Source organism: Metabacillus arenae (assembly GCF_014773385.1).
Lineage (GTDB): Bacteria > Bacillota > Bacilli > Bacillales > Bacillaceae > Metabacillus_D > Metabacillus_D arenae.
Map to the genome: position 1 here is coordinate 22,508 of NZ_JACXAI010000043.1, position 26,389 is coordinate 48,896.

Consider the following 26,389-nt stretch of genomic DNA (forward strand, 5'->3'; position numbering starts at 1 on the left):
TTTCCCTTTAAATCTAAGAGGAAGACATCTGTCTTCCTCTGTATTTTTCTGTAGCTTTTTTTATTTTTTTGAAGCTTCTAAAAATGTTTCTACTACGTCAGCACCAATATCATCTTTAAACTCGTCATAAACTGGTTCGACAATTTCTTGCATCTTTTTTATATCTTCTTTAGAAAACTCATACACTTCCATTCCTTCAGCTTCTAAAGCATCTCTTGCTGTTGTTTCCTCTTCTTGTGCGAGTTGACGATTGTAATCTATAGCCTCATTTACAGCATTTACAAGCACCTCTTGTAAATCTTCTGGTAAACCTTCCATGAATGCTTTGTTTGTAATAACAATGTTTGGGGCATACACATGATTTGTAATCGTAAGATATTTTTGAACCTCATAAAACTTATTTGCAAAAATTAAACCGAAGGGATTTTCTTGACCATCAACTGTTCCTTGCTGTAAAGCGGTATATAGTTCTCCAAAAGCCATTGGTGTCGGATTTGCGCCTAAAAGTTTCCACGCTTCAATATGTGTTTGGTTTTGCATTGTTCGAATCGAAAGTCCTTTTAAATCTTCAATAGATTCGATCGGTTTGACATTATTCGTTACATTACGGAAGCCATTTTCAAAATATCCCAATCCCTTGAATCCAGATTCTTCTAAATTTGATAAAATCATTTTCCCTGGTTCACCATCTAATACGTTGTATGCGGTTTCACGATCAGAAAAAAGAAATGGCATATCTAGGATAGCAACTGATTTATTAAACCCGCCTAGAGCCGCTGGCGAAGGAGAAGCTAAGTGTACTTCACCCATTTGCATAGCTTCAATAATTTCTCTATCTTCCCCTAATTCTCCAGCAACATTTAGATCCACTTTAAATCTCCCATCAGAATTCTCCTCAAGCTCTTCCTTTAGGAAATTAAACGTTTTTGTAAGTGAATGCTCAGGTCCTACTGCTCCACCAGCAATTCGAATTGTGTATTGATCCTTTTCGTTACTTCCATCCGCTGAATTAGAAGCGCTTTCACTTCCGCAAGCTGAAATCAACAGAATCAAAGCTAAAGATAAAACTCCAATAAATACTTTTTTCATAAATGAAATCCCCTTTGTTTATTAAGATTTTTTATCTAAGTATACTTAATTCTTGATCTATCTCTAATAAGCTGTTTCTTAAATCTTCAATTTCTTCCGAAGTTAAATCTAACTGTGGTCCTTTCATTACGCCAACATCCATTCCTCTCATCCTGAGACCCTCTTTGAAATAGGACATATTGCTTCCATTTTTAAGTGCATGACAATACTTTGTTGCTAATTTTTGTAGTTTTCTAGCCTTTTCAATATTCCTTTCTTGATAAGCATCATAAAGTGCCACAAAAGGTTCAGGGTATACTCCTGAAATACCAGAAACAGTTCCTGTACATCCTAGTGCTAGAGCTGGCAAGAACAAGTGATCTGGTCCAAATACCACGTCAAAGTCGCCATCATTTACATCTAAGTATTTGCTCATCAAGGTGAAATCCGGAAAGCTGTATTTTATTCCAACAACATTTTTACATGCTTTTGCAATGTTATTAGCAACTTCTACAGATAACTGGTTTCCTGTACATTGAGGTATGCTATAGAGGTAGATTGGGAAATTATCTGGTAGATTGCTAGCAATCTGTATATAGAAACTTTCCATCTCCCGCTCGTTTACTCCAAAATAGATAGGAGTAACTACTCCAATTCCGTCAGCACCAATTTGATGAGCATGGCTTGCTAACTCCATTACATTATTTACATTTACATCACCAACATGTATGTAAACAGTAACTCTTCCTTTAGCTGTTTTAACAACTGTTTCCGCAATTGCTTTGCGCTCTGGAACCGACAATTTTAACATTTCTCCAGTAGTACCTAGTGGAAATAAGCAATGCACACCTTTTGAAATAAGAAACTCTGTTAATTCGGCAACCTTTTGAAGATTTACACTGCTATCCTCATCAAATGGTGTAACCATTGCTGTTGTAACTCCGTATAATTTTTTCATATTACTCTCCTTAACTATTTTTTTATTTTCTTTGTTACTATTTTTTACTTCCCCTCACCCCCTTAAAGATCATAAATTTGAGTTTTATATTTTTGCTATGACGTTTTAGCACTTTAAAAAATTAGCCAGTTTTTCTGGCTTATTTTGTGCTTTTTCTTATAAGTAGTTCGGATCTAAATTGTAGAGATACGGGAGTTGTTAACCGCTGATTAATGGTATCAAGTAATTGATTCACACTTGCTACTGCCATTTCCTCAACCGGTAGATGAACGGTTGTTAAGGGAGGAAATGTGTACGCCGTTTGATCATCGTTATCGTGACCAATTATTTCTAAATCATCTGGTACGCGCACTCCAAGTTCATGACAGGCTAGTATTGCACCAACCGCCATCGGGTCACTTAAAAAAAATAACACGGTTGGTAACTTTTTTGATTTTTTAATTAAGGATTTTATTACAGAATAACCACCCTGCTCAGTAAAGTTATCTCGTAAAATATATAAGTTTTCCATTCCAAGATCCTTTACTGCACTTAAAAAACCTTCTAATCGGTAATCTACTGCTTGAGAAGAAATCGTCGGGACGACAATCCCTACTTTTTTATGTCCTTTCTCAAACAAATATTCAGCAACTTCCCTACCGGTTAGTTTACTATCTACATTAACTGTACTATATTTCTTTGAGTAGCGTTGATAAAGTACGAGAGGGACATTTAAATTTGTTTTCTCTAAATAATCTAAATCCTCTTCTGAGGCGTTTGCAATTATTGCACCATTAAATCTAGTTCCAGTATGCAAACTTTCAACTTCGTTCAGCTTTCCATTTTCATATGGTTGAATAAGTAACTCAAACATTCCATCTTTAAATGATGATTTCTTTTGAATTCCTTGTAAAAAACGGCTAATTAATGATGCTCTCGCATCAAGTGTCCATAAAATAGTGATTATAGGTGTTTGTTTTTCTTCAGAATTCCTCAGGCGCCTGGCGGATATACTAGGTAAATATCCTAACTCTCTTGCAACCACTAGAACTCTTTCTTTAGTAGCAGCTGAAATTCGCATTTTTTCACTTTTACCGTTTAAAACAAAAGATACTGTACCAACTGATACCCCTGCTTTTTCTGCAATTTCTCTAATAGTGGCCATATAAATTTTCTCCATTTACTAAAACGTTTTAGCAATCTTTACAGTTACAAGAATAATCAGAATTTTAATCTTTGTCAATAGGTTATAATAAAAAATGTAAACGTTTTGACATAAACACTAATTGAAAAGGTTTATGGTTTTTTAGTGAATAATGTTGAAAAACTATATGTCATCATAATAGACATATTATCCTCTTCTTATTGTAGTACGTTTAATGCTCCAGAATTGCTCCCTATTCTTGAATAAGCTTTTTTTATACGCATAAATCTTCCAAATGTATTCAATGCTAAAAGAAGCAGTCCATCTGAAAGGGGATTTAATTTGAAGAAAAACTTAGTGGTGTTTTACATATCAGTGGGGATTTTGTTATTGCTTGTATTATTTGGGGTTTTTGTTCCTGAAACACTGGAGCGTGTAACCTCCAACGTGCAAACCTTTATCACCAACAGTTTCGGATGGTTTTATTTGCTTCTTGTGTCTTTTATCGTTATTGTGTGTTTATATTTTTTAATAAGCCCATTAGGAAAAATCAAGCTTGGCAAACAGGATGAAAAGCCGGAATTCTCCCGCCCTACTTGGTTTGCGATGTTGTTTAGCGCCGGAATGGGAATCGGATTGGTTTTCTGGGGTGCGGCAGAGCCAATTTACCATTATGCTGTGGGCTCACCTACTGGAAGCGAAGTTGGTACTGACCAGGCAATTCACGAAGCCATGAGGTTCACCTATTTCCACTGGGGAATTCATGCATGGGCCATTTACGGCCTCGTTGCTCTTGTACTTGCTTATTTTAACTTCCGCCATGGTGAACCAAGCCTGATCAGCGCTACACTTAAACCAATTCTGGGTGAACGGACGCAGGGCACTGCGGGAAAAGTAGTTGATGTGATTGCTGTTGTCGCCACTGTAATTGGGGTTGCCACGACCTTGGGATTTGGAGCTATGCAAATAAACGGAGGGCTTTCCTACCTTTATGGCATTCCGGTCAGTTTTCCGATTCAAGTATTAATTGTCCTGATTGTAACTGTCTTATTTATGATTTCAGCTTGGACAGGATTGGGCAAAGGCATTAAAATTCTCAGTAATTTGAATATGCTTTTGGCCATTCTACTATTCTTGCTGACATTTTTTCTCGGACCTACTTTATTCATTCTTAATCTTTTCACGAATATAATCGGAACATATCTTCAAAACCTGCCAAGTATGAGTTTTCGAATTGCTCCTTTAAATGAAGATGTGAGGGCGTGGATTAACAGCTGGACGATTTTTTACTGGGCGTGGTGGATTGCCTGGGCACCTTTTGTTGGAATCTTCATCGCCCGTGTTTCCAAAGGAAGAAGCATTCGAGAGTTTGTATTTGGGGTACTGCTTGTTCCGTCCCTGATAGGATTTATATGGTTTGCTACTTTTGGAGGCTCAGCGATCATGCAGGAGCACAATGGTGTTGCAAAGATTTCGGGAATGGCAACAGAAGAAGCGCTGTTTGGTGTATTCGCCAATTTTCCGTTTGGAATGGTCCTTTCCTTTATTGCGATCATCTTAATTTGTACCTTTTTCATTACATCCGCCGATTCGGCCACATATGTATTAGGAGTGATGACAACCAATGGTTCACATACACCAGGAAATAAAATTAAGTTCATCTGGGGAATTATGCTTTCAGCCATTTCACTCGTGCTTCTTTACTCAGGGGGCCTACAGGCTCTGCAAAATACAATGATCGCCGCAGCTCTTCCTTTTTCCCTTATTATGGCTGTAATGACGTTCAGCTTGATTAAAGCCCTGCAAAATGAAGCAAGGGAACTGGGGATTGGAAAAATTCCAAAGAGAAAGGTTTAGTATTTTACAAATTTAATCTTGAGCATCATCGGAGTACTTACCATTTTATGTGCGACAGCATTAACTCGGATATATGGTGAAAAATTCATAGCACAGCTTTTTGTTAAACCTAATACAGCAGCTTTTGATAGTTCATAGATTGCATCTGAACTGCCTTCTATTCCAGATACTGAAGACATATTAACAATAACTCCTCTACGTTGTCCCTGATGAGTTGCCTGCCGAACATTTGCGAGAAAGAAATGAATCCCTTAACATGAATTCCTAGAATTTTATCAATATTAGCTTCCTGATACTCCATTATATTTTTTGCCAAATAAATTCCAGCATTATTAACTAAGCTATCAAAATCAAAATGTTTTGTCTCTATTTATGAAAAAAGTTAGAAACCTTTTCATACTCGCTAACATCTAATTGAACAGGTACCAATCGTTCTTGATCAACACCCCGATGCGAAGCTAATTTTAACATCTAACATACTTGCGTTTGAAGCCAAGCTTCCCTCTATCCATCTCTTTTTGAATACTTTCGTAAGCATTAAGGAAACTGGGTTTTTTCTTGTCCCGTTTGACTTCTACTGTACCGACTTCCTTTGCGGCCTCAACTGCCTTTTCATGCAGTGGCAAATATGAAATCCCCACGGTGTATAGAAAATTATTCATAGCAGATTTCGTTCTTTCTGGCGAATCATGAATCGAATTTTTCACAATATCAAGCATATTGGAAATCTTACTTTCGGAAAATTCATTGTCTTTGCGATTCCCTAAAAGCCAGCAGTAGCAACTCCAGCCCGCTGACATTCTCAGCTCGTCACCACTTGTAATCCATTTATCAGCAACGTCTTGTGCAATATCTGACTCTGATAAAGTTACTGCTACTACATAATCAGACAGCATATAAAAATACGCTTCATCCATCCAACGATCAAAATCCGACTCAGTCATAGTATTTGGGTCTGCAATAATGCCTGCAAAATACATTGCATCGTAGTTACCTGTAGCATAAAGCTCATCAGCTAAACGTTGATTTTTTTTTATTTTCTTGGCGATTGGTTTCATAGCACCTGTCGCCACGCCAAAAAGCGGCTCGTGCGCACCATTGGATATGTACATTTTTTTAGTTCGTTCCTTACCGAGGGATTCAAGCTCCTGTATAACTGTTTCGAAATCCATAGTTTTATACTTCCTTCCTTAATATTAATACCTTTTTAATTGTAACCAACTAGTTTATATTGTTTATCAAGTCTTCCATACTTCTCTTACCATTAATCGTATTGAAGTATACTGCCTATAGTTTAAGTATAATCTTTCACAAATACCACACCAGCATTACCATAAGTATTCAATTTTTCTTGAGATTCTTCCTCCATTAAATGGCCCTAAAATGAAAAAGGAGCGCTTATCCTTTTTCATGATAGCGCCCTTTAATAGAATAACCAAAATATGGCATTCCTAATTTTAAAAGGGTAATCAAAATAACAGGTTACTCTTTTAATTTTGGTATTTATTTTTCTATACTTGCTTCTAATAAATGTTTAAAGAACTTATTTGCTGCTACGGATAAAGGAATCTCTTTTTTTGTTATTAGTCCAATTTTTCTTTTTTCTATTTTTTCATTTATATGTACTTAAAATAATTCACCCTCAGATATTTGTTTCAAAACCAATTCTTTAGTGACAAAGGCAATCCCCATTCCGCTTATCTCATTACGAGGAATGTCTTTTTCCTCATTAAGAGCAAGCCACATACCATTTAGGTCAAAATAAGCAGTGATTTTCCCTTTAGCTAATAGCTTTGCATCAAAAACATTTTGATAAAACTCAATTGAATTTTCTAAATTAGAAACTGAAAATAAAAAATGATTCAGACCTTTAACAGTCACTACATCACCTCATTCCTGCAGAAAGGCGCCCGTTCGGAAGATCATTATTGAACGAAAACAGCCTTTAGATCAAAAAATGAATACTAAAATTAAAAGGGAACATTCGTACTGTCTGTCAATGTCTCAATGCATCATAAATCGAATAATCCACTTCACCTGAAATATTTGCCAAACCATTTTCATATAACTCCATAGCCATTAGATTCTCCTCAGAAGGTGGAAGATTTTTCTCGGACGCATATATTTCGAAATCAGTTGATGTTCTAAATCCAAAGCTTTGATAGTAACGATAATCTCCTTCAACAATTATTCCCTTATATCCCAGTTTAGTAGCTAATTTAATACCTTCCTGCAACATATACTTACCAACTCCCTGACGTTGACGATTAATTGCTACTGAAACCGGTGATAGCATCAATATCTCATTTTCATACTTATTACTAATTGGAAGTTTTGAAAGGATAAAGTGTCCTATAATCACACCTTCTTTCTCAACAACTAAATCAAGCTGGGGAATGTAATAGTGTTTTTCTCGGATCTCTCTTACTAAAGCTTTTTCAGCTATTCCGTCCGAATAATTGGTATTTTTGAATATCTCATATACAAAGTCTTCAATAAAACTATATTCTTCTTTATTAACTAATCTTATTTTCATTATTACATCTCCAATGTTCAGTTACAATTTCACTAAGAAAAGCACAACTCTTGCTTTAGAATCGCGCCCACTATAGCTTAATAATAGTCGTTGAAGTGGTAAACTTTTATCTTATTCCAGATAGATTTCCAATTCTTTTTTGTTATACGTTCATTATAAATTTCAGCTCGTTCTTCAGATTCTGCAAAACAAGGTGTAGGTTTAATTTCTAAATTAATAACATCTCTAATTCCATAAGGTGCTGTTAATATTACATTGTCTTTTTCATCTAACTTTACTCCTAAAGCTGTTGCTGTTTCAGGAAACTTCGATATAGCATCAACAGAAGAAAAATATGGAGGCATTTTACTTTTAACATGCATTCTGGCTTCATTCTTTACAGACCAAGGGATATTCGGTATTAGACATTTTAGCTGTTCTTCGATTTTCTTTTCTTCTAATACATCAATATTTGTCGGGTCAAAATAAATTACATCAATGTCTGAAAGAGCTGTTCTTTCCCTAAAATCGTGTAAAACATCCCAAATTTTTGATCGAATAAATCCAGCACATATCCACCAATCCGGTAAATCCAACGATTTTGTACATTCCAATATTTCCATCATCCATTTATCTTCTCTAATAAGGGAAATGTTTGTTTTTTCAGTAATCACTATAAGACTTCTCCTAATAAAATTTATCTTATTAGTTATTTCTTTAGCTTCACGTAAAAATTCTTCCTCCACAAAATGGCCCTTTCATGCAGAATAGGCGTAGATCCTTATTCCGGAAAGGCGCCTGTTTCTTGAATAAACAAGAAGCTCATATTAGCTGGTATAATTTAAAAAAATTAATACAGTTAAAAAGGATGATCAAATTTATATCTTCTTAAAAATAGGAATTAAGATATCAAAATGGGGATCATTTAAATCACGATCATTCGGGTATCTTTCGTGTTTTATCGGTAAATCATCGTAATATTCCACATCCGGCTCTAAACAAGGTGCATATTCACTTTCCTTAAGCCATTGAAAGATGTTTTTATAAGTTTGACCGATGTCTTGACCCTTTTTGTGATGCGTTATTAAGTAACTCATCTCCGGTACATTTATTTCTACCATACCATCGGGAACTTGTTGTTCTTCACCAACTTCATAAACAGAATAAAGAACAAATCCATCAGGCCTAAGATGATATGATAATCCTAATTGAACCTCTGAATTGATAGCATAATCTAACTCTCCCACTCTACTACTCATACTGTTAATAAGTTTTTTCAAAGTACTAATTTCTGTGTATGGGCCATCCCATTTTAATCCGATTCCTCGATACGCAGGTATCTTCACAATTTCATAATGGAAGTTGTGCACTTTATATCTCCCCTTTATAAACAAGCCTTTTCACTAAAATAACATTTTTCCACCATATTACATTCTATTTGGTTCTTATTAACTCCTGCCTTATTAAAAAATCTGGCACTTAACATAAAGAAAAAGCACAATTCTTTTGCTGCAGAATTGCGCCCGATTGTTGGGAAAAAGGCTTTTAAGCCTAATCATTAGAATAACGTTCTGACAGTTTCTTTTTATGTACCTGAAACACTTCTTCTAGAGGAATATTGTACTTGTTTGCAATCACAATTAAATTACCTAATACATCTCCTAATTCTTCAGTTAACTCTTGTTTTTTTTCCTCATAAGACCCCTTAACTTCATCAGGCCTATCCCTACCTATCTCAAGAGCTCTTATAGCTCGTGCAACTTCGCCCGTTTCTTCTGCTAAAAAGCCAATACGAATAAAAATGTCTAACTCAGACCAGCCCCTACTTTCATAATAATCCTTTACCCATTGTTGAAATTCAGTGACATTCATTTCATCTAACCTCCAATTCAATATCTTAAGTTTAACAAAAAAATAAAAGTTTAATATAATCTTTAATAGTGATTATTGAGGAGGGGATATATTGAAAAAGTTAGCCGTATTTTGTGGATCGAGTAATGGGGCATCTGATGTCTATATAGAAGGTGCAAAAAAACTTGGTAAAGAACTAACTAAACGAAATATTGCACTTGTTTATGATGGAGCAAGTGTTGGAGTTATGGGCGCTGTTTCAGATTCAGCTTTAGAAGAAGAGGGATATGTATTTGGTGTTATGCCAAGTTTTTTAGAAAATAGAGAGATATCCCAAAAAATTTGTCAGAGTTGATCATTGTAGATTCTATGCATGAGAGAAAAGCGAAAATGGCAGATTTGGCAGATGGATTTATAGCTTTGCCCGGTGGGCCAGGGACTTTAGAAGAATTCTTTGAGATTTTTACATGGGCAATTTTCAACTTAGCTGAGCATATATTTTGGTAGTCTCTGGATACTCGTTTGATAATATATCTTAGGTTATCGATAGTCATACGCCTCTTTGGCCTTCTTTCCGTAATAAACAAACAAGGATCCTCATCATCTCGCTCATCTAGATACCTTTTTAATCAAATGGAGCATCGGGTATTAAAGTATACTTCCCTTTCTTTATCACCTTTACCATGTACAATGACTGAATTCGTTGAGAAATTAATATCATCGTGATTTAATTTTACAACTTCTCCAATACGGCAGCCGGTCGAATACATAAATTCAAATAACGCATTCTCCATCGATGTATGACAAGCTTCCCTAAGATGTTCAATCTCTAGTTCTGAAAGGAATTTGGGAATTCTTTTACCTAATTTTGGCTCTTTTAATTTAGCAGCAGGATTCATCAACAGGATTCATCGGAATATAGCCTTCTTCATGTGTCCATTTGAATAGTGATTTTATGCAACGAACCCTGTGTCCCAAACTAGATGGTTTTAAATGATCTCCCGCCTGTATTAGATATTCTTTTAGTTTTTCCGTAGTCAATTCACTCATGTTAATATCACCGAAAAATTGTAATAGAAGATTATATTGAAAACAATAAGTTTTTAATGTAAGTGGTGAATATCCCTCAATTTTTTTATCTTGTTGATACTTTTCCCACGCTTCTGATGTAACATTATTCTTTCACTCTCCTACTGTTTAAATCCATTAATCTAGATTCTTTGTTGTGCTAAATACTTAAAATCATATACATGTATAGTTTTACTTTAGCCATTTTTAATTAGTAAGCACTACAGAAATAACTTTATTGTAACTGTTATCAGGCCTGAATTTTAAAAAAACCCTTAAAAATAAAGGAATAACTCTTACGCTTCTATTAACTGGTTTCGTATTATAAGGTGAAAATATTTCTGGTTGATCTTATAATACGAAGGGCCAATTAGTTCACAAACATTATTTCACATTTTTCAGGAAGTAAAGCCTCCTAGTCCTTTTATTAAAAAACGACCTCCATTTATCTAGGCCTGTTTCTTCTTTTACTTTACGAATTGGAGCTTCTTCAAGAGTTTCTCCTTCCACATAGGGTTGAATCAGTAATATACTGTTTTTGTATCTATAAAAAGAAAGGAAGAGTAGCAATGGGAAAACAAATATATATTATCCATGGATACGGAGCTTCTCCAGCCAATCATTGGTTCCCATGGTTAAAAGAAAAATTAATAGCAGATGATAATCAAGTTTCGGTGCTTCACATGCCAAATTCGTCTGACCCCAAGAAAGAAGAATGGTTGGAAACATTAGCAAATAAAATAAAGAATTTAGATAACAACACTTATTTTGTAACACATAGCTTAGGGTCTATCACACTATTGAACTATCTAGACCAATTAGAACCTTTACCAAGCTTTGGAGGTTTCATTCTTGTTTCTGGCTTTTCTGAACCATTATCATCCTTACCTTCACTAAATCCTTTTACAGTTAAAAAAGTGGATTATAAAAAAATAGTTGCTGCAACTAATTCAAGTGCTGTTATTGCTGCAAAAGATGACTATATTGTCCCTTTTCAATTAAGTCAAAATGTATCAAAACAATTGGATACATCATTTTATCTGGTTGAAAAGGGTGGTCATTTTCTAGAAGATGACGGTTTCATTACTTTTCCACTGGTTTATGATATTTTAAATAAGATGAAAACAGTATAAATAATGATGGTGTCACCTTTTCGTGACACCTTAAATTTTAAAAATGTCCCTAAACAATCTGGCCCTTAAATGTAAAAGAGCACTCCTTTTATTCAAGGATAGCGCTCGATTGCTTAATAAGGTTTTATGGATTATCTTTTTCTTTTCCTAGAGAAAATCCTTCAAATAAACGCCCACCGTAGGGCTCCAAAACCTTATCTACTAATTGAACAACCTTATTTTTCTCACCTGTTATATAAAAAACATTAAAGGCTTCTACGAACTCTTTGGTAAATTTCTCATCATATTGATTCAAAGCACGAATAATCCATTTCGAAGAACCAATCCACTGACGATTAGTTCTTAAAACAAATTCGTGAACAAGATCGGCTAATGTGTTAGCTATAAATATTTCTTCATCTCGGTTATTACTTCCTAAAAAATCATCAATTTGGCCCTATTCTTGAATAAGCAGCCTGCTCTCTCTTTAAAACAGTTACAATGTGATTCCCAGATTTATAAAAATACGCCGATTGCCATATGAGGCTTTCGACGTATTTTTATTTCATTCTCTCTTAATGTTCTAGATTAGAATCTTCAGGTTGATAAATCGTTTCTTGTTCAGCAATTAAATGTTGTTTATAGGTCTCTTTTAATCGTTCACTCCGTAGATCATATGTACAGATCAAGTGTCCAGCCTTTTCAATTTTTGTATTCAAGGTTTCCTTTGAGATTTCAAGCTTTACTTTTTTATAGTTTGATAGTACAGCGGTTGAGTTTTTCCCATCTGCTATAACATCGAAAATGTGCTTGTATGATAACCAAACGTTGTCAGGATTGTCCGCTGAAATAATCGGAATCATGCATAACTTGTCTACTTTACTGATTAAGACGGGAAGCATCTTTTTTCCTTTTAAAATATTTTGGGCTGACTCTAAGCATCCAGACATCGTACAGCCATAATAATCACAGCTTTCCTCAATAATTTGCTTGGGACTTATTTTCACTTTTATGATTCGATAAATCTCGATGACAATGCTGTGCAGCTCTCCGTATTCCGAATAAATTGGGATAATGGCCATTGTCTCGCCCCATATTGTGTAAGTGGATTTTTCTTCATATAATGTGTCAATTAAATGTCCGATTTTTTTCATGTATATTGCTCCTTTGCCTTGTTTTTTGTTCTTTGTTTTTTCAAAGGAGTTCGATATACTACTATGTAAGTTGGTATATCCAACTCCGGCGAATCCTTAAGCACTTAGCTTCCAGGTCTAATGCTTAAGGGTTCTCCTTTTTATTTTCGCTTCAGTTCATTACATCACCCCCTTAAAAGCAGCCTTTTCCAACCACTTTAAGATCTGCTTAATTGTTGCAGGTTCGTTCTTAAGAAAGTATAATTCGATACCGTTTCGATACGCGCCATTAAAGCTTTCCCACACGTGGCTGCTGGTGGACCAATCGATTTGTGACAATTGCTGCATTCGATTGACCATCTGATTCATCCGTTTTTCAAAAGTCTCATTAACCATGCCATCGTTTACAAAGTAGGCAATACTCGAAATGACAGGAAAGCTTGCCAGCATTGTAATATGATAGTTTCCAGCCTCTTTAGGTGTCTGCCACTTAAATAATTCATAGAACCAATTATTTAGTAGTTCTGTATATTCCTCCTCCATCAGCAGACTTTCCTTATCACTTACTTTTATTGATGCAAATTGATCACCTTTCATAAAAATCTTTACGACCTGTCTTAGTTGTGACAGCGATAAAAACTTCTTATTAGTAGGTCTAATAATAGCTCGCTTCTCCGTTTCAATTCCCGCTTGTCTTAACATTTCATTCGTTTCGATTAATCGATTTGTAATTTGATTGTCTAAGTTGCGTGAATCGTATTCGATCAGCTTGGAAAGAGCAACCTTCTTCCCGCGTGTATTAAAATCTATATAAAGCTGATCACACTCACTTTCTGATAAACCTTGAAACACTTGAATTCCAATTGATGAATTTTCCAAATAAACCGCAAGCTTTGTTTGATTTTCTTCATAATGACTGCTTTGTGTTTTCAATGAGTTATAGAGGGAATGGATGGCATAAACTCTTGTGGAGCCATCAATCATCTGAAGCTTGCCGTCAACTGATTTGTTTGCTACAAGCATTGGCAGGAAGGCTTGCTTTGTTTCCATTCCGCTAATAATATATCTCTTTAACGCTTGTACATGTTCTTTCTTAACAGCTCTAATTATAATTTGATCCTTTGCGAATTGTTTTGCTAGAAATGATAGACTCATATATTCAATCGTAGATTCAGCGGCCAATACTATTCAGCTCCCCGTATGCGATATTATTGATAAATAGGTTGGTCAATTTTAAAATAGATTGTTGACTAGCGTGATTTCTTATTCGCTTTTGTTTAGGATCATAGAACTCACAAAATTGAAGATCCTTATGCTTCCAGGATGTTTTATTCTTTAACTTCTTCAATTCATCTATTGCTTGGAAATAGCTGCAACGTTGATTGGAAACAAGTTGAAAGACAGTGTAAGCTAATGCCACCTGAATCCCTGACAACCCACAAACATAGCGATTTCGATCCCCTGCCCCATTCGGAAAAATATCGCACCATGTTTTAAAAAATTTAAAGGCAATCGGCTCCACTTCTTCCCTCTGGCAATATTTTAATTTTGGTTCGCCTTCTTTATAGGTTAAAATCCCTTCAAATAACGCCACTAAGCAGCGTCTCATCATAACAAACGAAGTTATGGACGTATTATTTACAGTTAAACGAGTTAAAGCTGGTTCAATATCAAGGTGGTGAGCAAGCTTGCCTGCAATCGCCCTTACAAGCAATACATATTCATCTCGCTGTTCATACTTCATAATGAGGCCTCTATGTGCATTTTTGCGTTCTGTATTCAAATCAGTGAACAATTGCCTTTCCTCTTGAGTCGTTAAGTTTAAGTAGATTTGCATGGTGATAGGGTATTTTTCAAGCTTCTCAATTGCGAGGTTAATGTTGTCTATTTCGTGATGCCTATTCATCGGCGACTCTTCAAAAGCTTCCCTTTTGATGTATAAGTTTGTAAGAGCACTCTTCAGTCCAGCCGAGCGGTGCTGACCATCAATGATAGCCAGTTTCTCTCCCGGTTTAACTGCCCAAAAATCTCCATCTCTTTCTAAGTTTCCTCTTGCCGAATAAACAAATGGCGAAAAATGAAAGGTGCTAGTTTGGACGGTATTTAATATGAATTCTTTTATTACATTCCTTCTTCTCGGATCTAACTCTCTTTGAACATATGGATCTACTTCAAAAATACTTTGCAAATATTTAAATGGCATTTTCGTCACTAGCATTTCATGTCCGAATTGCTCAAAGTAATGACCCTTCAATCTAGTTCTTAACTCTTCATTCATGTTCTATCATCTCCCAATAACTAGTATAATCTACCTAAAATGGAATGTACTGATTTTTATGTAAATTTTTTATTAATTTTTTATGAAAAAGGTCTCAGATATATTGAACTAGACAATTTAACTATAAAAAATCAATTTTTGGATTACATGTTCAGAAGAGTAAATTGAGTATTTCCAAACTCTTGACTAGAAAGTGATTTTGTGATATTAGTTCTATAGATTATCAAACGAAAAAGAAGATATATTCCTACCATGTGAGAATCTACCTTCTTATTTTGCAAGCTTTCTATCCTGTTTCACCTGCAAATAGTTAACTAAATAGATTTTAAGAGGATTCTTGATGCTTTAAACATATAGTTACTATCCAATTGAATCCTTTAAAGATCATTTTCATATGGCTGCTGTATCGTGTCATAGGTAATTTGAGACACAACTTGTGACTATGTAATTAAAATAAAGTGACGAGAGGAATGAAAAAATGAAATATTTTGCAGTTTTTTTGCCGATGTTGAGTATAGAGAAAAGTCAAGAATACCGTTCACAGCATCTAGCTTTTCTAGAAAAAAAACGCATTGAGGGCAAAATCTTTGCCAATGGGAGATTTGTCGATGGGGCTGGTGGGTTAGTGATCTATATGGCTCAAACGGAAGAGGAAGTTAAAGAAATTGTTCTAGAGGATCCGTATGTTATTCAAAAGGCTAGAGGATTTGAGATACATGAGTGGGATATGGTGACTGACGCCGTTTTGAAAACGCAAAAGTAATCGTTTCTATTTTGTTAGAGCATAGTACTTATATCAGAAGTTTGTTAACGTTAGAATACAATGAGCTAAGGAATTCCTTAGCTCATATGGCAACATAGTATTCCATTTGTCCTTCTAGTTCTTTTATTTCTTTGTTCGTTATTAAAATTCATGGAGTTATTTTCATGAAAAACTAGAACGAAATGAATTATCATCTTTTGGTCTAACCTGGTTGGTTAGTCCCTTATTTATGTCCTGATTGGTTCCAAATATGAAATATCATCCTCATAATAAAATAAAGGCATTTATAGATTGAAAATTGCACTTATTAGTTGAATTTCAATCTGTTCCTGATCCATTAGAATTCATGCCATTTTGCTTTATAACTTCCCCTAACTGCTCAGCTTGTTCACTTTCATCTGGTGTAGCCATCCCAGACTTTTTTTCAAAATAAACAGCTATACCTCCAATAATAACAACAGGTATTAATATATATAACCAAATCATACCAACACCCCATCATTTAAATATGGTTTATTATCATCCTATTATCCATTTGGCTTTTTTTACAATTTTTTAACCAAACTGCTCAGTTAACTTAGGGGAGCCTGATTAATTAAAATGTCCCTATGTATAAAGAAAGAGCGTAATTCTGCTTATAATTAAATAACACAATCGTTTCGATTAGCGAGTTTAAATTGAAGTTGAGAGTAACTTACTTACACTTCTATTAATGGCTTTCTCCTCTTTTGAGGCCTTCTCACTGTCCTGTTTACCTTTTCTTCTTAGAATTCTTTTCATACTCCTGATTTTCATAGTCCAGATAATCGTTTTTTCCTGACTCTACTTCAAACTGAAAGACAAGAGCAAAGATTCATCTAAATTAATAGGCGGTTTTTTTCGCAGCTGGTGAATCGACGGACTCTCGACTCAGTCAAAATACATATAAATCCATTATATGTAAATAGTATGAATAAGGCTGTACAATATAGGAGGTACTTTTTATGGAGGAACAGGGAAAACAGAAAAGACTTACCTCAGGTGAAATTTCTCAGCTTTGGTCTCAGTATCTGAATGATACTGCAAGCATCTGTATGTTGACTTATTTCCAAGAGAAAGCTGAAGATGTTGAAATTAAGCCTATAATTGAGCATTCTTTGCAATTATCAAAAGCTCATATACAAAAAATCACTGCCATTCTTAATGAGGAAAAGAACACAGTGCCTCATGGCTTTACGACAGAGGAGGATGTTGATTTAACATCACCTAGGCTGTATTCTGACAGCTATGTATTAAATTTTATACATCAAATGGCTGTTATTGGTCTTACTTCATATTCAACTAGTTTATCTTTATCTGCAAGGTCTGATATTACAACCTACTATAAAGAATGCTTGAATGAGACCATTCAATTATTTGAAATGACAAAGGATTTACTCCTCTCAAAAGGACTTTACATAAGGTCTCCTTATTTTCCTAGCCTAGAGCATGTAGACTTTATAAAAAAGCAAAGTTTCATTTTTGATTTCTTTGGTGAAAAAAGACCTTTAATAGCATTAGAAGCAGCTAATCTATATGCCAACATTCAAAGAAATGCTTTAGGTTCAGCTACACTAGTGGGATTTAGTCAAGTAGCAAAGTCAAAGGATGTAACACAATTCCTTCTAAGAGGAATAGACATTGCAAAAAAGCATATTAAATTATTTGCAAATAAATTAGAGGATAGTGACCTTCCTGTTCCTATTTCATGGAATGCAGATGTGACAAAAAGTACAACGTATACATTTTCTGAAAAACTCATGATGTTTTATACATTTTCTTTGATTACTTTGAGTGTTGGGTATTATGGTATTGGTGTTGCTGCAAGTCCTAGAATTGATATTGGCATCCTTTATAACAGACTATCATTAGAAATTCAGAAATATGCTGAGGATGGCGCTAACATTATGATAAAAAACGGGTGGTTAGAACAACCTCCTTTGGCTCCTGATAGAAGGAAGTTAGCTAAGCAAAATATGCAAAATTAAACTAAAAAGAGAGATTTAAAAGAAAGAATGTTGGCTATGAAGGAAAACAATACGTTTAAAGAATGGAATGAGGATTAATCCTATGTTCTTCTATTTTCATTTAACATAATCTGGTCAAGTTTTGAAATGTTTACCTGGATAATGATTGTTGACAGAAAGCGTTTTATTTCGTAAGCAATAGTCAAATAAGGAACTGATTCGATCAGGAATGACCTAGAGTAAGATAGTCGATCTGCTTTCCAAGCATATCCCTGTCTTTTCTAGGTCATTTTTTTGTTTATAAACTGTTTGAATAACAACAATCTTACTTACTAAACAGGGAGGATTCTATTGTGGAATATAAAAACAACATATCATTTGCCCCTGGATTCCTATGGGGTGCTGCCACCTCATCGTTCCAAGTGGAAGGAACTGCCCAAACCTTCGGCGAAGGGCTTTCCGTCATTGACGTCATGAAAAAGAACCCTGCCATTACTGTTGAATCATTTTATTAAAACAATTCAGGAATTTGATTGATTAATGTGTAAGTCCCCATCCAGGCCATCACAATTATAACAAGCACCCCTGAGACGGTCAGCCATAATGGGTGCTTATAGTCGCCGACAATGTTCTTTTTATAAGCGGCAACAAGCAATGTACTGAGTGCAATCGGTAAAATAAGACCGTTTAAGGCACCGACTAAAAGCAGGATTTTAACAGGCTTTCCAATTAAAACAAATGAAACTGTTGAAATAAGAATAAAACCAATAATAATCTGCTTATAGTTTTTGTCTAATCGGGGACTAAATGTGCGAATAAACGATACCGATGTATAAGCCGCTCCAACTACAGATGTAATGGCAGCAGACCACATCACAATACCAAAAATTTTATAACCGATGTTACCAGCCGCAAGCTGGAAAACAGACGCAGGTGGATTAGCAGGGTCAATTTGTAATCCTTTTGATACGACTCCAAGCACGGCTAAAAAGAGAGCGATGCGCATAACAGATGTAATTAAAATTCCGACAATGGAACTTTTCGTTACTTCAGGTAAGGAATCTACCCCTTTTATGCCTGCATCTAATAGACGGTGTCCGCCTGCAAATGTGATGTATCCTCCGACTGTACCACCCACTAATGTTACAATGGCTAATATATCAATTTTATCTGGCACAACTGTCTTGACAACAGCCTCGCCGACAGGCGGAGCAGTCGAGAAGGCAACATAGATCATTAAGCCGATCATAACAAATCCCGCAATTTGCGTAAATCGATCCATCGCTTTGCCTGCTTCTTTTACGAGGAAAATAAAGACAGCGATAACTGCACTAATGATAGCGCCTGTTTCGGGTGTCAAACCAGCTAAAGCATTTAAACCGAGCCCGGCACCCGCAATATTTCCGATATTAAAAGCAAGTCCTCCTATCACGATGAGAAAGGAGAGAACATACCCTAGTCCGGGTAAAACCATGTTGGCGATATCCTGGCCTCTTTTCTCGGATACAGCAATAATGCGCCAAACATTGGTTTGGGCAAAGATGTCCAATATAATGGAAATTAAAATAACAAAACCGAAACTTGCTGCCAGATTTTGTGTGAATACCGTTGTCTGTGTTAAGAAAGCCGGCCCGATTGCCGAGGTTGCCATCAAGAAGGCAGCCCCCATTAATAAAGTCCAATTCAATTTTGGCCTAGCGGATTGCTTTTTATCTTGTTTCGATGCAGCTTTAAGTGGTTCCATTTTTGTTCCTCCTTCATGACCTCTTTTCTTATTCACTAATGGCATTTACTGTTATGGAAGATAGATTCAAAATAAAATCTCTTCTTGCACTGAGTGTTCACCCAAAAGAAAGCGGTTACTACTGGAGTTAATATCTTCGTGCAAAATATTCAAAGTTTTTTGGCTGTGTTAAGTTGGGTTAATCAATATTTTTAATAAATAGGATGAATTTGGGATAGATCGAGTTGATTTAATTGTGATTTAGGAGAAACTCTTTTTCTATTCTTTTGACTTTTAAGGTGAAACTCAAAAGACTGTCAGTTTGTATATGACAAGTTTTTTGAGTTTCCTGTTTAATGTGAATAATCTAGGTTTAATATTTTATTTTTTATATTCTTTTACTTTAGCAAGATGATTTTTTAATGTTTCTGTAATATGGAAAGTATCGACCGCAGGTGTTGCAATAAACTTAACACCCATGTTTTCTAACTCTTTTGCTTGGACTGCATCATATGCTGGTAATCCGATGTGTACACCTGATTCATTTGCCTTCTTAATTACCATTTTTATTGCATCTCTCAGCATTGGATGCGAAACCTGACCGGGTATACCAAATGAAGAAGATAGATCTGCAGCGCCAATAAATAATAAATCAAGACCTTCCACCGTAAGGATATCATCAATATGTTCAAGTGCTTCCTTATCTTCAATCATACCAATTACTTGAACACGTTTATTTTGTTGTTCCATATGTTCTGCCATTGGAATATTCCCATATTTCGCCACACGAGTGGAAGCATCTAAACCCCGGTTTCCAATTGGATAATACTTTGCCGTATTAACAATTTTTTCCGCTTGATCCTTTGTTATTAAATGAGGAAACATCACTGCATCTGCACCAGCTTCAACTGCTCTTAGAACAGTGGCATAATCCCCTTGTGGAACCCTAACAATGGAAGTGATGTCTACTATTTTGGCAGCTCTTATCATATGTTCCATTGTCGACAGATCTAGTGCTGAATGCTCTAAATCAATAATGGCAAAATCATAACCAGCATGCCCAATTATTTCAACCATTGCAGGATCCTTAATTGCCATAAACATGCCATAACCTACTCCATCTTTTTCAATTGATCTTATAAGTTTATTCATTACAAGCCTCCTAGTAATATGATAGACTGTCGCCATTCGCATTTTCACACATATCCTGGCGGAGAACATCTATACTCTTATCTAAATTTAGTGGACCCTTCAAAACCATTGGTCTTCTTCTCTTTTTAAACAATTGCTAAATCTTGTTGATTTACAATAGGGTTTATCTGTTTCCTTAAAACTAATCTATATTAAATAAATGAAGGTCCTGAGCAAAGAATAAGCAAATTGGGTTTCAACCTCTTTTCACCTCAGTGATTAAAAACGCGGCTAATTCTTTACATTTAATCTCTCATCCAATCTCTTTTGGTAAAAACTCCAGTTTATATTGATGTTTAATCACTCGATTTAGTACGGGATCATTCATTTCGATTACATATTCATCTCCGTACGCCAAAGAACTTCCAACTGTTCCGATTGTTCCCGAATAAAAAACATGTCCATCCTGATCAATTTTCATTTTTTCAAAGTTCTCAATTAATTCTTTCGGCGACATGAGGTCACCGCAAGTACCTTTTTGATAAAGCTCTTCTTTGTCGTTTGATCGAATCCAACAAGTTAATTCAATTTGATTCCAGTGATCCTTTACTTCTTCAAATTTCCAAACTTCTCGTGCCAAAATATTCGGGCATGCTTGCTTAGACATTGGGACACTGAAGGATTCTAATTTACGATCTGTATGATCACTGCCCACTGTGACGTACATTTCGTTATTAGACCAAATTAATACATATTCGATTTCACCGCTTGTTTCATTATGCTGCACTTGAAAAGAATCAGAATACGTAGCCAACTGATTTGCTACAGGATATAAAGTCGGAATCGTCACAGGCGTTTCAACGCCCAATTTCGCCAATTCATCAATATGCTCTTGCACTTTTTCCTGATTCACTCCGGCATAACCTGCATTAAATATTCTTTTCACACAAAATTTGAGTTTTTGCCCGCTACCTTGAATGTCTAGTGTCAATTTATTTTCCAATTCTCTTCACACCTCTATCAATTTAATATAATTCTGGTACTCTACTTGAAAAAACAGGGACATCTTTGCGTACTTTTGCTGCTAACTCCAGCGAAACATTATTTACTATAGTTTCTTCGTTTTGATCGGATCCAATTGACAGTTCATTTCCCCATGGATCAATAATCATGGACATTCCGGCGAATTCGACATTGTCGTAACACCCGACACGATTACATGAAACTACAAACATTTGATTTTCAATAGCTCTCGCTTTCTGTAATGCACACCAGTGCACTCGTCTGGCTGATGGCCATTCCGCAACAACATGAAGTACTTCAGCTCCTTTAAGCGCCAGTTCTCTGGAAAGCTCCGGAAAGCGCAAATCGTAACAAATAATTAGTCCCATTTTGATACCATCTAGTTCAAATACGCTTGCTTTTTTCTTTCCTCCTTCTAAATAAAGGTGCTCATCCAACATAGGAACAAGGTGGATCTTGTCGTATTCATATATCACCTCACCCATTCGATTCACCACAAAAGAAGAGTTAAAAATGCCGCCATTTTTTTTATTTGCAACCGATCCGCCAATAATATTCACATTGAAGCGTTCTGCAAGCTCAGTCAAGAAAGGAACTGTATCCTGTCCCTCATTCTCGGCCAATTCCTCTAAAGCAGATAAGGTATAACCTGTAGTCCACATTTCCGGAAGAACAAGAATATCCGGAGACGACGCAGTCATAGTTTTTTCAACCCACTCTTTTACTTTTTTTCTGTTTTCAGACGGATTCCCAGCTATAATATCCATTTGATAAATTGCATAATTCAATGTCATTTACTCCTCTCTAAATTTTAATAAGTGGCATGTGGCATGCCACATGAATGAAAAATAAATGATTATGTTAATGATCGATCTGGACGGACACCGAACCAGAGGAGAATAGCAAACAAAATGGGAACAATACTTACTAACAAAGTGGCTTCCCACCCAATATTTTGTGCTAACCAGCCACATAATAAGGGTGCTGCAAAAGCGCCAAGATTTCCCCAGAGATTCATCCACCCTGATACGGAACCTGAATATTCATTCCCCAAATCTGTCACTGCTGCCCATGAAGTCACTACTGGAAAACCTAATGCACCTAAAGAAATCGTCAGCCATAGGACATTCATCCATGGACTCGAAGTATATGCTGCTAAATACATAGTGCCTGCAAAAATGACCAGTCCTGATATCGCCAGCGAACCTCGAGCAATCATTTTGGATTTCCCTTTCTGAACTAACCAATCCGAAATTGTTCCGCCAGTCATAACCGTAATAAATATACATAACCATGGTAAACTAGCTGCGAATCCCATGCCACTCAACGAAAAATTTCTTGCTTCCAACAAATAAGTTGGCAGCCACACAAGAAAAAAAGTAATGATATACAAAATAACAAAATATTGAAGACCCAGCGCCCAAAAGCGGGCACTTTTCAAAAATTGCTTCCAAGGAGCCAATGACTTTTTCTCTTTTCTAACCGTTCTATTCTCCAATATCATTTTTAGTTCTTGTTTATTTACAAAAGGATGATCTTCCGGTTTATCCCGGCCTACCATATACCAGCCCAATGCAGCTACTAAGCCCATTCCGCCAAAGATGTAAAAAACTGCTTCCCATCCCCATGCCTGATAAATAGCCACAGTTAATACCGGTGCAATTACCGGTCCAAAATAAGATCCCGCCAAAAGTGCACTGGAAGCACGACCTTTTTCTTGTTTTTGAAACCAATATGTGTTAAACACCGCATTCCCAGGATACATCGGTCCTTCCCCTACCCCAAATAAAAAACGTACAAGCCCCATTAATCCATGAGATCTTACAACCGCTGTTAATCCTGTGAAAATTGACCACCAAATTAATGCGAAGAATATAATCTTCCTCGCGCCAATTCGCTCCGCAATAATTCCCGCAGGAATTTGAGCAAGTGCATATCCCAAAGAGAATAACGAGGCGAGCATACCGAATTGAACCTTACTCATATTCAAATCTTCCATCATTGGCTTCGCAATAATCGAGATGTTGGATCGATCCATATAAGCCACCAACCCAATAAGAAAAAAGAGAAAAGCTAACCACCATCGGACACGAGATGGTTTTTCTAATTTTTCACTTTCTGTTTTCAAATTCTTCGATAACGCTTCGGACATATATATCCCTCCCCTTTGAATGTAAAGGCTTACATTCAAATCAACTTTTATTCTTATTGCATAAGACAATAAGAATAAAAGTTACTACTTAATCACCCAAACTGAGACTCGATAAAATCGCCTCTCGAGTGTGCTCAATATGCTCTAACACAGCCTCTTTCGCTTTTTCAACTTCTTTATTTTTTAAACACTCAATTAACCAGGCGTGCTCTTTTAATGTTTGTTCCGTCCGATTCGGTAAATTCAATGCACTGACACCAAACCATCGAATTTGATCACTTATAGTGCCCATTAAATTTATCAGGCGACGATTTCCACTCAGATGAGCTAAATAAATATGGAAATCTTTATCCATTGAGATAAATTGGCCACTGTCTTGTACATATTCAAGCTGCTTTACATAAATTTCATTGAGCTGCTCGATGTCCCGTTCTGTAATAGTAGAAATTAGCAGTTCGATAACCAAAACCTCGAGTGCTCTTCGAAGTTGAATCACTTCTTCAACATCTACAGCCGTTATTTGACTAACAAATGTCCCTTTTCTCGGTATGGACTTCACCCATCCTTCCAGCTCTAATAGTGGAATCGCTTCTCTCACAGGGGTTCGACTAATTCCTAAACTTTCGCTCAAATCCCTTTCAAACAAAGTGCCGCCAGGAGGAATCTTATGCAAAATGATTGCATTTTTAATTCCTTCATAAGCCTGCTGCTTTAGAGAAAGGGGCTGTTGAACTTTGAATAGGCCCATCCTTTATTCTCCCTCCATCCCTCTTTGGCATGTGGCATGCCAGGTATTTTTTTATTATAATTTACTCTTCTTTTTATTGTCAATACTTTTACTTTATACATAAAATTGGCCACGACGTCGAATTCCCTTCTTCGCTGCCAATTTATGCTTTCTTAAAGTGTAAAAGCAAATTGTTTTTCTTCTACTAGTGTTAATAGACGCTTTTTGATCTCTTCTACATTTACATTTTTTTGTGAAACACCCGTTTCCATAGCAGTGTTAGCAACAGCTTCTGCTACATGTGCAGCTACTCTTCGATCAAATGGATCTGGAATCACATAATCGGCATGAAGGTCTTCCGCTGAAATCAAACCTGCAATCGCATAAACAGCTGCAAGTTTCATTTCTTCGTTAATTTCTTTTGCATAAACGTCTAAAGCACCTCGGAAAATACCCGGGAATGCGAGTACGTTATTGACCTGGTTCGGGAAGTCAGACCGTCCTGTCCCAATTACTAGAGCTCCGGCTTCTTTTGCATCCTCGGGCATGATTTCCGGCACCGGGTTCGCCATGGCAAAAATGATCGGATCATGGTTCATGGAACGAACCATTTCTTTCGTCAAGGCACCTGCAGCCGATACGCCAACAAATACATCCGCTCCCACAAGAGCATCCGCTAGTGTCCCTTGTTTTTGTTCTTTATTGGTGATTCGGGCCATTTTTTCTTTGATTGGATTTATTCCGACAGGGCGTCCTTCATATATAATCCCTTTTGTATCACATAAGATGACATCCTTTACCCCCATATGAAGCAAGAGCTTCACAATCGCAACACCTGCCGCTCCGGCACCGTTTGCCACGACTCGAATATCCTCAATTTTTTTATCAGCCAATTTAAGAGCGTTGATTAGCCCGGCAGCCGTTACAATGGCTGTCCCATGCTGGTCATCATGGAAAATGGGAATATCGCACACTTTTCGTAAGCGATCCTCAATTTCAAAGCATTGCGGTGCTGCGATGTCTTCCAAGTTCACTCCGCCAAAAGTCGGTTCTAATAGTTTGACGACTTCGACAATTTTATCCGGATCCGTCGTATCCAGGCAAATGGGGAATGCGTCCACATCGGCAAATGATTTAAACAACAATGCCTTTCCTTCCATAACCGGCATCGCAGCTTTTGGGCCGATATTTCCAAGGCCGAGTACGGCTGTTCCGTCTGAAACAACAGCAACAAGATTCCCCTTCATGGTGTAATCATACACGATGCTTTCATCTTTATGAATGTCCAGGCAAGGCTCCGCTACACCCGGAGAATAAGCGAGACTTAAATCGTTTGCATTTCGTACAGGAACTTTCGAATGAACACCAAGCTTTCCTTGATTTTCCTTGTGCATCTTTAATGCTTCTTCACGTAAAGTTGACATACAATGTCTCTCCTTTTGTTTAATTTAATAGATATTTGTTTAGTAAACTAAGAGTTTAAGAAAAGCGCAAGCGCCTTGTTCAGCCTAGGGCAAGCATAAGACGCAAATGAAATGAAGGTGTTCTTTACCTTCAATTCATTTGTGGCTTATGACCTCGAGGGGCTAGGCGCTGGAGCTAGACACGAAAACTTGGTACAAAAACTTATACTTTCTTATCTTTGAACGAAAAGCGCAAGGCGCTAATCCTTCGGCGACAAGCATAAGACGAGCCGGCTGGAAGGTTGTTCTTTAACCTTCTCGGGCGGATTGGCTTATGACCTCGAGCCGATGGCGCCTGGAGCTGGACAACGACAACATTCTTTAACACGTTAATACTTTAATTAACAACTTCCTGATAAAGATCTTAAACGACCACCTGCTAAAGCAGGTGGATTTTGACATAAATGTCGACGACTAAAGTCGTTAACTAAGACTGAAGTCATCTGAAAGACCTTAAGC

26 protein-coding genes and 4 pseudogenes are annotated in these 26,389 nt (G+C 36.4%); 6 read left to right on the plus strand and 24 right to left on the minus strand.

Annotated features, from left to right (window positions below):
* Positions 1-60 precede the first annotated feature (60 nt).
* From IC621_RS23165 to IC621_RS23175, 3 genes are all read right to left on the minus strand, one after another.
* Positions 61-1,089, minus strand: coding sequence for a TRAP transporter substrate-binding protein (locus tag IC621_RS23165; protein ID WP_191161927.1), 1,029 nt, complete (start codon positions 1,087-1,089; stop codon positions 61-63).
* Positions 1,090-1,120: 31 nt separating this feature from the next.
* Positions 1,121-2,026, minus strand: coding sequence for a dihydrodipicolinate synthase family protein (locus IC621_RS23170; RefSeq protein WP_191161930.1), 906 nt, complete (start codon positions 2,024-2,026; stop codon positions 1,121-1,123).
* 139 nt (positions 2,027-2,165) lie between these two features.
* A complete protein-coding gene (locus IC621_RS23175; RefSeq protein WP_191161932.1) occupies positions 2,166-3,170 on the minus strand; it encodes a LacI family DNA-binding transcriptional regulator in 1,005 nt (334 codons plus the stop codon).
* Positions 3,171-3,491: 321 nt separating this feature from the next.
* Between IC621_RS23175 and IC621_RS23180 the strand changes: the two genes are divergently transcribed.
* Entirely contained in the window at positions 3,492-5,006 is a 1,515-nt protein-coding gene (locus tag IC621_RS23180; protein ID WP_191161934.1) for a glycine betaine uptake BCCT transporter, read from the plus strand.
* 14 nt (positions 5,007-5,020) lie between these two features.
* Here the strand turns inward: IC621_RS23180 and IC621_RS23185 are convergent.
* The 7 genes and pseudogenes from IC621_RS23185 to IC621_RS23215 all read right to left on the minus strand — a co-directional run.
* Positions 5,021-5,435 (minus strand): annotated as a pseudogene (locus tag IC621_RS23185) (SDR family NAD(P)-dependent oxidoreductase); the annotation flags it as partial.
* A 35-nt stretch (positions 5,436-5,470) separates the two neighbouring features.
* Positions 5,471-6,178 (minus strand): DNA alkylation repair protein, encoded by a 708-nt coding sequence (locus IC621_RS23190; protein WP_191161936.1) that lies wholly within the window; start codon positions 6,176-6,178, stop codon positions 5,471-5,473.
* A 493-nt stretch (positions 6,179-6,671) separates the two neighbouring features.
* A pseudogene (locus IC621_RS23195) lies at positions 6,672-6,887 on the minus strand (VOC family protein); the annotation flags it as partial.
* A 115-nt stretch (positions 6,888-7,002) separates the two neighbouring features.
* A complete protein-coding gene (locus tag IC621_RS23200; protein WP_191161940.1) occupies positions 7,003-7,542 on the minus strand; it encodes a GNAT family N-acetyltransferase in 540 nt (179 codons plus the stop codon).
* Positions 7,543-7,619: 77 nt separating this feature from the next.
* Positions 7,620-8,147, minus strand: a complete 528-nt coding sequence (locus tag IC621_RS23205; RefSeq protein WP_191161985.1) for a nucleotidyltransferase family protein — start codon at positions 8,145-8,147, stop codon at positions 7,620-7,622.
* Between the two features lie 252 nt (positions 8,148-8,399).
* Positions 8,400-8,891 carry a GyrI-like domain-containing protein gene (locus IC621_RS23210; protein ID WP_191161942.1) on the minus strand — a complete coding sequence of 164 codons (492 nt, stop codon included), beginning with the start codon at positions 8,889-8,891 and terminating at the stop codon, positions 8,400-8,402.
* 181 nt (positions 8,892-9,072) lie between these two features.
* Positions 9,073-9,393, minus strand: coding sequence for a MazG nucleotide pyrophosphohydrolase domain-containing protein (locus IC621_RS23215; protein WP_191161944.1), 321 nt, complete (start codon positions 9,391-9,393; stop codon positions 9,073-9,075).
* A gap of 91 nt (positions 9,394-9,484) precedes the next feature.
* On the opposite strand from IC621_RS23215, the pseudogene IC621_RS23220 reads away from it, so the two are divergent.
* Positions 9,485-9,858, plus strand: a pseudogene (locus IC621_RS23220) (LOG family protein); the annotation flags it as partial.
* Positions 9,859-10,001: 143 nt separating this feature from the next.
* On the opposite strand, the gene IC621_RS27280 reads toward IC621_RS23220, so the two are convergent.
* Positions 10,002-10,271, minus strand: coding sequence for a tyrosine-type recombinase/integrase (locus IC621_RS27280; RefSeq protein WP_396653110.1), 270 nt, complete (start codon positions 10,269-10,271; stop codon positions 10,002-10,004).
* Positions 10,255-10,503, minus strand: a complete 249-nt coding sequence (locus tag IC621_RS27285; protein WP_396653112.1) for a phage integrase N-terminal SAM-like domain-containing protein — start codon at positions 10,501-10,503, stop codon at positions 10,255-10,257. Before IC621_RS27285 ends, IC621_RS27280 begins: the two co-directional genes overlap by 17 nt.
* 506 nt (positions 10,504-11,009) lie before the next feature.
* Here IC621_RS27285 and IC621_RS23230 point away from each other — a divergent pair.
* Complete coding sequence (locus tag IC621_RS23230) at positions 11,010-11,573, plus strand: RBBP9/YdeN family alpha/beta hydrolase (protein ID WP_191161948.1); 564 nt, start codon at positions 11,010-11,012, stop codon at positions 11,571-11,573.
* Between the two features lie 124 nt (positions 11,574-11,697).
* On the opposite strand, the pseudogene IC621_RS23235 reads toward IC621_RS23230, so the two are convergent.
* From IC621_RS23235 to IC621_RS23250, 4 genes and pseudogenes are all read right to left on the minus strand, one after another.
* A pseudogene (locus IC621_RS23235) lies at positions 11,698-12,003 on the minus strand (nucleotidyltransferase domain-containing protein); the annotation flags it as partial.
* A gap of 124 nt (positions 12,004-12,127) precedes the next feature.
* Positions 12,128-12,706: a competence protein ComK gene (locus IC621_RS23240; protein WP_191161950.1), complete on the minus strand. Its 579-nt coding sequence runs from the start codon at positions 12,704-12,706 to the stop codon at positions 12,128-12,130.
* Between the two features lie 159 nt (positions 12,707-12,865).
* Positions 12,866-13,867: a DNA sulfur modification protein DndB gene (locus IC621_RS23245; protein WP_191161952.1), complete on the minus strand. Its 1,002-nt coding sequence runs from the start codon at positions 13,865-13,867 to the stop codon at positions 12,866-12,868.
* Positions 13,857-14,963 (minus strand): DNA sulfur modification protein DndB, encoded by a 1,107-nt coding sequence (locus IC621_RS23250; protein ID WP_191161954.1) that lies wholly within the window; start codon positions 14,961-14,963, stop codon positions 13,857-13,859. Before IC621_RS23250 ends, IC621_RS23245 begins: the two co-directional genes overlap by 11 nt.
* A 478-nt stretch (positions 14,964-15,441) precedes the next feature.
* Between IC621_RS23250 and IC621_RS23255 the strand changes: the two genes are divergently transcribed.
* Entirely contained in the window at positions 15,442-15,726 is a 285-nt protein-coding gene (locus IC621_RS23255; protein ID WP_191161956.1) for a YciI family protein, read from the plus strand.
* 318 nt (positions 15,727-16,044) lie between these two features.
* Here IC621_RS23255 and IC621_RS23260 read toward each other — a convergent pair whose 3' ends face one another.
* Entirely contained in the window at positions 16,045-16,212 is a 168-nt protein-coding gene (locus IC621_RS23260) for a hypothetical protein (protein ID WP_191161958.1), read from the minus strand.
* A 497-nt stretch (positions 16,213-16,709) separates the two neighbouring features.
* Here IC621_RS23260 and IC621_RS23265 point away from each other — a divergent pair, with 497 nt between their 5' ends.
* Positions 16,710-17,732, plus strand: a complete 1,023-nt coding sequence (locus tag IC621_RS23265) for a DUF3231 family protein (protein WP_191161960.1) — start codon at positions 16,710-16,712, stop codon at positions 17,730-17,732.
* Between the two features lie 332 nt (positions 17,733-18,064).
* Entirely contained in the window at positions 18,065-18,226 is a 162-nt protein-coding gene (locus IC621_RS23270) for a family 1 glycosylhydrolase (protein WP_191161962.1), read from the plus strand.
* On the opposite strand, the gene IC621_RS23275 is transcribed toward IC621_RS23270, so the two are convergent.
* The 7 genes from IC621_RS23275 to IC621_RS23305 all read right to left on the minus strand — a co-directional run bounded on the left by IC621_RS23275 (position 18,223) and on the right by IC621_RS23305 (position 25,891).
* A complete protein-coding gene (locus IC621_RS23275; RefSeq protein WP_396653113.1) occupies positions 18,223-19,380 on the minus strand; it encodes an NRAMP family divalent metal transporter in 1,158 nt (385 codons plus the stop codon). The genes IC621_RS23270 and IC621_RS23275 overlap by 4 nt on opposite strands.
* Positions 19,381-19,815: 435 nt before the next feature.
* Entirely contained in the window at positions 19,816-20,586 is a 771-nt protein-coding gene (locus tag IC621_RS23280) for an HpcH/HpaI aldolase family protein (protein WP_191161966.1), read from the minus strand.
* 292 nt (positions 20,587-20,878) lie between these two features.
* Positions 20,879-21,568: a DUF2848 family protein gene (locus IC621_RS23285; protein ID WP_191161968.1), complete on the minus strand. Its 690-nt coding sequence runs from the start codon at positions 21,566-21,568 to the stop codon at positions 20,879-20,881.
* Positions 21,569-21,590: 22 nt separating this feature from the next.
* A complete protein-coding gene (locus IC621_RS23290; protein ID WP_191161970.1) occupies positions 21,591-22,376 on the minus strand; it encodes a carbon-nitrogen family hydrolase in 786 nt (261 codons plus the stop codon).
* A gap of 68 nt (positions 22,377-22,444) precedes the next feature.
* Complete coding sequence (locus IC621_RS23295) at positions 22,445-23,740, minus strand: MFS transporter (RefSeq protein WP_191161972.1); 1,296 nt, start codon at positions 23,738-23,740, stop codon at positions 22,445-22,447.
* 88 nt (positions 23,741-23,828) lie between these two features.
* Positions 23,829-24,488, minus strand: a complete 660-nt coding sequence (locus IC621_RS23300; RefSeq protein ID WP_191161974.1) for a GntR family transcriptional regulator — start codon at positions 24,486-24,488, stop codon at positions 23,829-23,831.
* 152 nt (positions 24,489-24,640) lie between these two features.
* Entirely contained in the window at positions 24,641-25,891 is a 1,251-nt protein-coding gene (locus tag IC621_RS23305; protein ID WP_191161976.1) for an NAD(P)-dependent malic enzyme, read from the minus strand.
* Positions 25,892-26,389 lie beyond the last annotated feature (498 nt).